This window comes from Spirulina sp. 06S082 (assembly GCF_034932145.1).
In the GTDB taxonomy this organism is placed as follows: Bacteria; Cyanobacteriota; Cyanobacteriia; order Cyanobacteriales; family Spirulinaceae; genus CCY15215.
Window position 1 is genome coordinate 1 of record NZ_JAYGHV010000070.1, and the last position, 7209, is coordinate 7209.

The 7209-nt window shown below is 45.2% G+C and carries 6 protein-coding genes and 1 pseudogene; 4 read left to right on the forward strand and 3 right to left on the reverse strand.

Annotated features, from left to right (window positions below):
* Window positions 1-172: 172 nt before the first annotated feature.
* Window positions 173-856 (reverse strand): MotA/TolQ/ExbB proton channel family protein, encoded by a 684-nt coding sequence (locus tag VB714_RS06645; RefSeq protein ID WP_416309624.1) that lies wholly within the window; start codon window positions 854-856, stop codon window positions 173-175.
* Between the two features lie 128 nt (window positions 857-984).
* On the opposite strand from VB714_RS06645, the gene VB714_RS06650 reads away from it, so the two are divergent.
* The 4 genes from VB714_RS06650 to VB714_RS06665 all read left to right on the forward strand — a co-directional run bounded on the left by VB714_RS06650 (window position 985) and on the right by VB714_RS06665 (window position 6035).
* Complete coding sequence (locus tag VB714_RS06650) at window positions 985-1185, forward strand: hypothetical protein (protein ID WP_323222380.1); 201 nt, start codon at window positions 985-987, stop codon at window positions 1183-1185.
* Window positions 1186-1233: 48 nt separating this feature from the next.
* Window positions 1234-2625: an asparagine--tRNA ligase gene (gene asnS / locus VB714_RS06655; RefSeq protein ID WP_323222382.1), complete on the forward strand. Its 1392-nt coding sequence runs from the start codon at window positions 1234-1236 to the stop codon at window positions 2623-2625.
* Between the two features lie 134 nt (window positions 2626-2759).
* Entirely contained in the window at window positions 2760-4754 is a 1995-nt protein-coding gene (locus VB714_RS06660) for a serine/threonine phosphatase (RefSeq protein ID WP_323222384.1), read from the forward strand.
* A 93-nt stretch (window positions 4755-4847) separates the two neighbouring features.
* On the forward strand, window positions 4848-6035 hold the full coding sequence (locus tag VB714_RS06665; RefSeq protein WP_323222385.1) for a protein kinase domain-containing protein: 1188 nt from the start codon (window positions 4848-4850) through the stop codon (window positions 6033-6035).
* A gap of 72 nt (window positions 6036-6107) precedes the next feature.
* Here VB714_RS06665 and VB714_RS06670 read toward each other — a convergent pair whose 3' ends face one another.
* Together VB714_RS06670 and VB714_RS06675 are read right to left on the reverse strand one after the other, a co-directional pair.
* Window positions 6108-6329, reverse strand: a complete 222-nt coding sequence (locus tag VB714_RS06670) for a DUF4327 family protein (RefSeq protein WP_323222387.1) — start codon at window positions 6327-6329, stop codon at window positions 6108-6110.
* Between the two features lie 380 nt (window positions 6330-6709).
* Window positions 6710-7209, reverse strand: a pseudogene (locus tag VB714_RS06675) (sodium:proton antiporter); the annotation flags it as partial.

Consider the following 7209-nt stretch of genomic DNA (forward strand, 5'->3'; position numbering starts at 1 on the left):
TTGAGTCCGGTTCCCCCCAGATTTGGGGGGTTAGGTGGGCAATAATTAACGAAAAGTCAGGCATTGTAGTATTTTCCTTTTTTCAACGAATAGTACCTGCCCCTTATCAAGGGGGGCTGGGGGGGATCGAATCAATAACTAGCAAGTTGAGTTAAAGTCATTAAAGTCCGATTTAGCGATCGCCTTCCTCAACAAAAGGTAATAAAGAAGGTTTAATTTGCTGCAAAGTAGGTTCGTACCAAACTTGACGATAAATTAACTCTAACTCAGTCCCAACTTCAGAAAAATAATCCATTTGTTGTGCTTGTAATGTTACCATAACCCGGAACACTAAAAGAGCAAAAATAGCCACAATCATGCCCGCCGCCGTAGTAATTAAAGCCTCTCCAATTCCCGCCGCCGCATTAGACGCATCAAGGGCATTTTCCGACCCAATATTTAAGTTTTCAAAAGTTCTAATTAACCCCGTAACTGTTCCCAATAATCCCAACAAAGGAGCAACTGCAACAGTTGTTTCGAGAAATTTTTCTCCTTTTTGCATCTTGACAAATTCTTTATCTCCTGCTGCTTCCATTGCGAGGCGAAAGGTTTCAGGAGAAGGGTTTCGTAATTGTAAAGGTGCCAATAAAAAACGACCAATGGGTAAATAACTTGCACCTTTGGCAATATCTGCTGCTTTGGAGAGATTAACTCGCGCCGTTTCGAGAACATCTCGTGTAACCCGATCTTCTTGTATTAACAAACGCACCCAAAACCGTCCTCTATCCAAAGCACAAGCAAAAGTAAAAATAGAGAGAAGAAGAAGAGGATACATTACAGGTCCTCCTCTGAAAATAAACTCGTAAAGGCGAATCATGAATTAGGTAGAGTGTGAGAAAGGATAAGAAAACTTGGAAACCTTAAAAAAAACTGATAAATTCGCGAGAAATTCTCCCGTCAAGGAGAATAATATGATGAGACTCAATATATTTAGGATATGCGATCGTGTCTTCCTCAGAATCTAATTCCGATAAAAACTTGTTCGATCGCTGGCGACTAAAAATAGAAATTGCCGATCGCAATAACATTCTCTGTCATTGTCGGCAGTGCGGGCAAGAATGGGTTGCTTCTACACGAGATGCTTCCTGTCGTTGCGGGAGTCAAGATATTGAATCTATTCCTTGTTGGCAATTTCCCGACGGCTAAATGAATTAAGCTAAAAATAGATTCACCGACGCAAACTCCCTTGCCAACATGGAAAAAAGACGGATTGCCGATATACTTCGCAATGGACAGCCTGACGAAACTGTAACTGTAGAAGGCTGGGTACGCACCAAACGCGAATTGAAAGGATTTGCCTTCATGGAAGTCAATGATGGTTCCTTCTTGGCCAACCTGCAAGTAGTGATTAACCAAGACTTTCCCGATTACGAAGCTCTTCTCAAACAGCTTAACATTGGCGCTGCCGTGAAAGTATCCGGTGTATTGGCCGCATCCCAAGGTAAGGGACAGCGCATCGAATTACAACCCGAATCTATAGCCATTGTCGGCGATTCCGATCCCGAAACTTACCCCTTACAGAAAAAACGCCATTCCTTTGAATTCCTGCGAAGCATTGGACACCTGCGATCGCGCACCAACACCCTAGGAGCCGTTTTTCGCGTCCGTAATGCCTGCTCTAATGCAATCCATCATTTTTTCCAAGATAGGGGCTTTCTTTGGATTCATACCCCCTTAATTACCACCAATGACTGTGAAGGAGCAGGAGAATTATTTTCTGTCACCAGTTTACCCCTCGAGAAGATTCCCCAAACCCAGGCTGGAAAAGTTGATTACGAAAAAGACTTTTTTGGCAAACCCGCCTATCTTACCGTAAGCGGTCAACTCGAAGCCGAAGCAATGGCTTTGGCGTTTTCCAATGTCTATACCTTCGGACCCACCTTCCGCGCCGAAAACTCCAATACTTCCCGCCATTTGGCAGAATTTTGGATGGTGGAACCAGAAATGGCCTTTTGCGATCTGCAAGGCAATATGGACTTGGCCGAAGCATTCCTTAAATTTATCTTCAAATATGTTCTCGATACCTGTCCCGAAGACATAGAATTTTTCAATAAGCGCATTGACAAAACCGTTTTAAAAACCGCCGAGAATATTATCAATAATGACTTTGAACGCATTACCTACACCGAAGCGATCGCCCTCTTGGAGAAAAGCGATCGCCAATTTACCTATCCCGTAGAATGGGGTTTAGACCTGCAATCAGAACACGAACGCTATTTAGCAGAAGAACTCTTCCAAAAGCCGGCGATCGTTACCGATTACCCCGTCGGCATCAAAGCCTTTTATATGCGTTTAAATGAAGATGAAAAAACCGTCGCTGCAATGGATGTTATCGCCCCTAAAATTGGAGAAATTATCGGCGGTTCCCAACGGGAAGAACGGTTAGATGTCTTAGAAAGGCGCATCCAAGCCGCAGAAATGCCCCTAGAAGAACTATGGTGGTATCGCGATTTACGCCGCTACGGAAGCGTACCTCATGCAGGATTTGGCTTAGGATTTGAGCGGGTGGTTCAATTTATGACAGGGATGGGCAATATTCGCGATGTCATTCCCTTCCCTCGCACCCCACTCAATGCGGAATTTTGATTGAATGAAGAGTAAGGAAGCTGGGATTATTTGACCGATTACCCATTATTCAGGGGAAAATGCTAATGTGGCAAAAGAATTACCGTTCTAGAGCTATATCAATTTTCCAAAATCAGAGTTAAGGATGTTCTGTTATGTTGGTTTGTCCCGAATGCCAATTTGAAAACCCCGTGGCTCATAAATTTTGTCAGCGTTGTGGGACTTCTTTGAGTGACAAAGAATGCCCCGAATGCGGTGCGACAGTCAGTTTTCAAAAGGAAGCCTGTCCTGAATGCGGGGCATTTGTGGCCAATGACTGGTTGGCGCTCATTTTCCCCGCTTTTGAGCGATCGCCCCTGGAAGCAACTCAAGCCAAAGTTAAGCCCGGTGGGACAACCCAAATTGCAGCAGATGAGGAAACCCCTGAATCTGATGAGGAAACCGCCGCAGACATTATTCCCGATCAAAATAAAATAGAGTCTCTCGATCCTGAAAATCGCTATCAACTGCGATCGGATAGGACTATTTCAGAACAATCTGACGCGATCGCGCAATTACAAGTGTGGGATACACAACCTTTACAAAAAACCTATCTCGAACAACTCCTCGAACAACAAAAATCGAGTATTGAGGATCTCGAAGAAATGGCCGAAGAGTATCCCGATTCTAATATTCAATTTTGGCAGCAGTTGGGAGTGGCGCGATCGGCAATTCCCTATCTAGTTTTGCAAGAATCCCTTTATCCCGCCGTTCCAGGTTTACAAGATACCTGGAGTTTTGCCGATCGCACTGTCGTCTTGCTTGAAGATCGTTCGGAATGGGAGTCTCTACCGGAATTATGGGGTCAAGCGGATACCCATTTCTCCCAATTGCTATTTTGGCTCAATGAAATGGCCAAATTATGGGAAGAATTAACCATCGTGCAATGCTGTCAGAGTTTGCTAAATGAAGATAATTTGCGGGTTGATGAAGATTTAACCCTGTGCTTGCAGCGACTTTATGGCGATCGCCAGGAAGAGAAACCCGACTTGGCTGAGTTGGGGAATATTTGGAAACGTTTATTTAGTCGGTCAGGTCGTACCATGTACGGACCGATCGCGGAACTGATTTCGGCAGTTAGTGCGGGAGAGTTTGAATCCACAGAAGTATTGCGATCGCGTCTCCAAGACCTCGCCCGTCAACAGGAAGCCCCCTCTTCCACCCCTGAAGGCGACGCAGTTCCCCCAGCCTCTCCCCAGGAAGAAGGAGTTGCCGAAAATGCGGAAAAAATGGTCTATCGCGGCATGGCAGACGATATGCCCACGGTGGTTTTACCCATGCAATTATTAAGTTTATCTGATGGAGGACTAACGGATATTGGTCGCCAACGGGATCACAATGAAGATCACTTCGGCATCGAAACTCACCTCAGCAAACAGGAAAATGCCCTAGGTAAAACGATTCGCGGACGGGGGATTTATATTGTCTGTGATGGGATGGGGGGTCATGCTGCCGGAGAAGTTGCCAGTGCCATGGCGGTAGAAAGTCTCCTACACTATTTTAAGGCGCATTGGACTGACCCCGATAAACTGCCAGACGAAGCCACCATCGCCGAGGGAATTCTGGCAACCAATGAAAAAATCTACGATGTAAATTTGGAAAATTCGCGATCGGGAAGCGGTCGCATGGGAACTACTCTCGTCATGCTGTTGGTACAAGATACCAATATTGCGATCGCCCATGTGGGGGACTCTCGCATTTACGCGGTGACTCGCAAACGCGGCATTGAACAATTAACCCTCGATCACGAGGTAGGACAGCGCGAAATTTTACGGGGGGTCGATCGCGAAGATGCCTATGCCCGTCCCGATGCTTATCAACTCACTCAGGCGATCGGTCCGAGGGATAATGAGTTTGTCAAGCCTGACGTGCAGTATATGGAACTGAATGAGGATACTCTGTTATTACTGTGTTCTGACGGTTTATCTGACGGGGAACTGTTAGAAACACACTACGAAAAATATCTCACCCCTCTGATCTCTTCTAAAGCTAATTTAGACCAAGGTTTGATCGAATTAATCGATTTTGCCAATGAATATAACGGTCACGACAATATTACGGGGTTAGTGGTGCGGATCAAAATGCGTCCTAATGCCGATCGGTTGTTTTAGGTAAAAGGCAACGGGGAATAGGCAACAGGCAAGAGGTAAAAGGCAACGGGGAATAGGCAACAGGCAAGAGGTAAAAGGCAACAGGCAACAACTATGATTACTCTTACTCTCCTCGAACCACAAACCGATCGCCCTTTGCAACAGTGGCAGTTTCAGGATCGATCGCCTATTCGTGTCGGTCGTGCTAGCGATAATGATATTATCCTCGATTCTTACCCTGAAGTCTCTCGCTATCATTTTGAATTATCTCGGGAGGGCGATCGCTGGCGGGGAATTAATCGCGGCACCAATGGAACATTTGTTAATGGGCGATCGCTTTCCCAAGGTTTTCTCGATCCTGGGGCGATCGTGCAATTAGCGAAGGATGGTCCCCGCTTACAGGTGCAGTTATTCGCGAATTCCCCACCCGCAAACTCTTGCACTCATGGGAATAACCCCCCCAAAACACTTTTTTGCATTCACTGCGGCGAACCTCTCGTCGAACAGCAAACCTTTGTACGAGAATATCAAGTTCTGCAAACTTTGGGGCAAGGAGGAATGGGAACAACATATCTCGCTTGGGACAAGCAAGGGAAAATTTCGGGATCGCCACAACTTCTCGTTTTGAAAGAAATGAATGCGGATATGGCTCAAATTGCCAAGGCGCGAGAACTTTTTGAACGAGAGGCGCGTATTTTACAAACCCTCGATCGCCCTGGCATTCCCAAATATTACGATTTTTTTGTGGAAGAGAATAAAAAATATTTGGCTATGGAATTAATCCACGGGCAGAATTTAGAACAACGCATCTATGAAAAAGGCACTGTCACCCCTCAACAGGCGATCGATTGGGGAATTCAAACCTGCGAAATTCTCGACTATCTCCACAATCTCGATCCCCCCCTCGTTCATCGAGATATTAAGCCAGCAAACCTCATGGTACGCCATCTTGATAACCAGGTCGTTTTGTTGGATTTCGGGGCAGTTAAGGAGATTGGTACGCCCTTGGGGACGCGAATTGGTGCGGAAGGGTATAGCGCCCCCGAACAAGAACGAGGGCAACCCTGTCCCCAATCCGATCTCTATGCGATCGCGCCAACTTTAGTATTTCTTTTGACGGGACATTCTCCCCTTAAATATTATCAACATAAAGGGAATGTTTATCGTCTCGAAGTTGGCGGTATTCCTACCATTACCCCGTCATTATCCAAGGCGATCGCAAAAGCCTCTGAACCGCAATTAAAACAACGCTATAAAACCGCTAAGGAATTAGCAAAAGCGCTGTCTCAATGCCGGGGTTAGCGATCGCCTTTCTTTTTCAAGTCATGGCGATCGCCCTAGACCATAACAGCAGAAATATTTCAGAAATCCACTTTAATCTTCTTCATCCCACGCTTCAACAACCAGTAAATCTTGAACGGGATCTTGTAAATTGAAGCCAAAATCCAACAATTCCTTTTTCCAATATGCCCACTTGTTTCCATACAAGAAAGCAATTTTCCAAATTCCATCTTCGGGTTGGAGAATATTGGAGTTAACCAAAGACTGCACCTTACGCTGCAACTTCACCATTGGGTGAGCAACTATTTGAGTCATATTTCTAATCGTTTAAATTCGGTTTTGCTATGAGTGGATAATTTTGTAAATGCTAGTTCTCAACCGGACGCTTAGTCGGCGTTTAGTTTATTGGTTTTATTTAGCCGACTTAAGAAAGTTGTAGGACTCAACTTTGGGACTTACTTTCTGCAAGTCTTACTTTTCGTAAGTCTTACCTTGTGTGTGTATTTTAGATTCGCATCTTAGGTCGATGTGAGGAGAAAGAGGAACTGAGAACCAGCACTCTATCTTTTTAGCGCAAGTGAGGATAATTTGCAAGTTCTTTTTTCTCAAAAATCTGCAAACCTTGACAAATTACAGAGAAATTTAATGGTTGCGAAGAAGATCAGATCCAGAGAGGAGGGACAAAAAACTTGCCTTTACACTGCGATATGACCTTCCTCGATCGCCTTCTCAATCGCTTGATCGAGGATTCCCTGTAACAGGGGAGAAAGATTGCGATTTAAGCGTCCAGCACGGATATATTCAGCATAGGTATCTGCCTCAATATCCACCAATTCTTCCCGTAACTGTTCGAGATCGAGCGATCGCAGTTGAGGATTTTTGCTTTGTAAGCTGGCGATCCTCTCTTCCACGCTTTTAATTTCCCCCTTCACCAACTGTTGCTGATAGCGATAAAATTCTGGATCGATTTCTGGGGAACGTTCGATGTTTTCCAGATAATTGAAAACCCGATTTAGCGCTGTCCGTCGGGCAAGAAACTCGCTATACTCTTGGCGTTGAGGCTGATCGCCGACTAAATCCAATTTCTTCAAGAAAAATTGCGTCGTCAGACCTTGAACCAATAACGTAAATAATACCACGCCGAACACAGCATCAATAATTTCCTGTCGCCCTTGCAGAACTACCGGGACGCTGA

Bases quoted from the DNA above. Each gene is read 5' to 3' on its own strand.
- VB714_RS06665 (WP_323222385.1), top strand. From the start codon at position 4,848: ATGATTACTCTTACTCTCCTCGAACCACAAACCGATCGCCCTTTGCAA.
- VB714_RS06645 (WP_416309624.1), bottom strand. From the start codon at position 856: ATGATTCGCCTTTACGAGTTTATTTTCAGAGGAGGACCTGTAATGTAT.
- asnS (WP_323222382.1), top strand. From the start codon at position 1,234: ATGGAAAAAAGACGGATTGCCGATATACTTCGCAATGGACAGCCTGAC.
- VB714_RS06670 (WP_323222387.1), bottom strand. From the start codon at position 6,329: ATGACTCAAATAGTTGCTCACCCAATGGTGAAGTTGCAGCGTAAGGTG.
- VB714_RS06660 (WP_323222384.1), top strand. From the start codon at position 2,760: ATGTTGGTTTGTCCCGAATGCCAATTTGAAAACCCCGTGGCTCATAAA.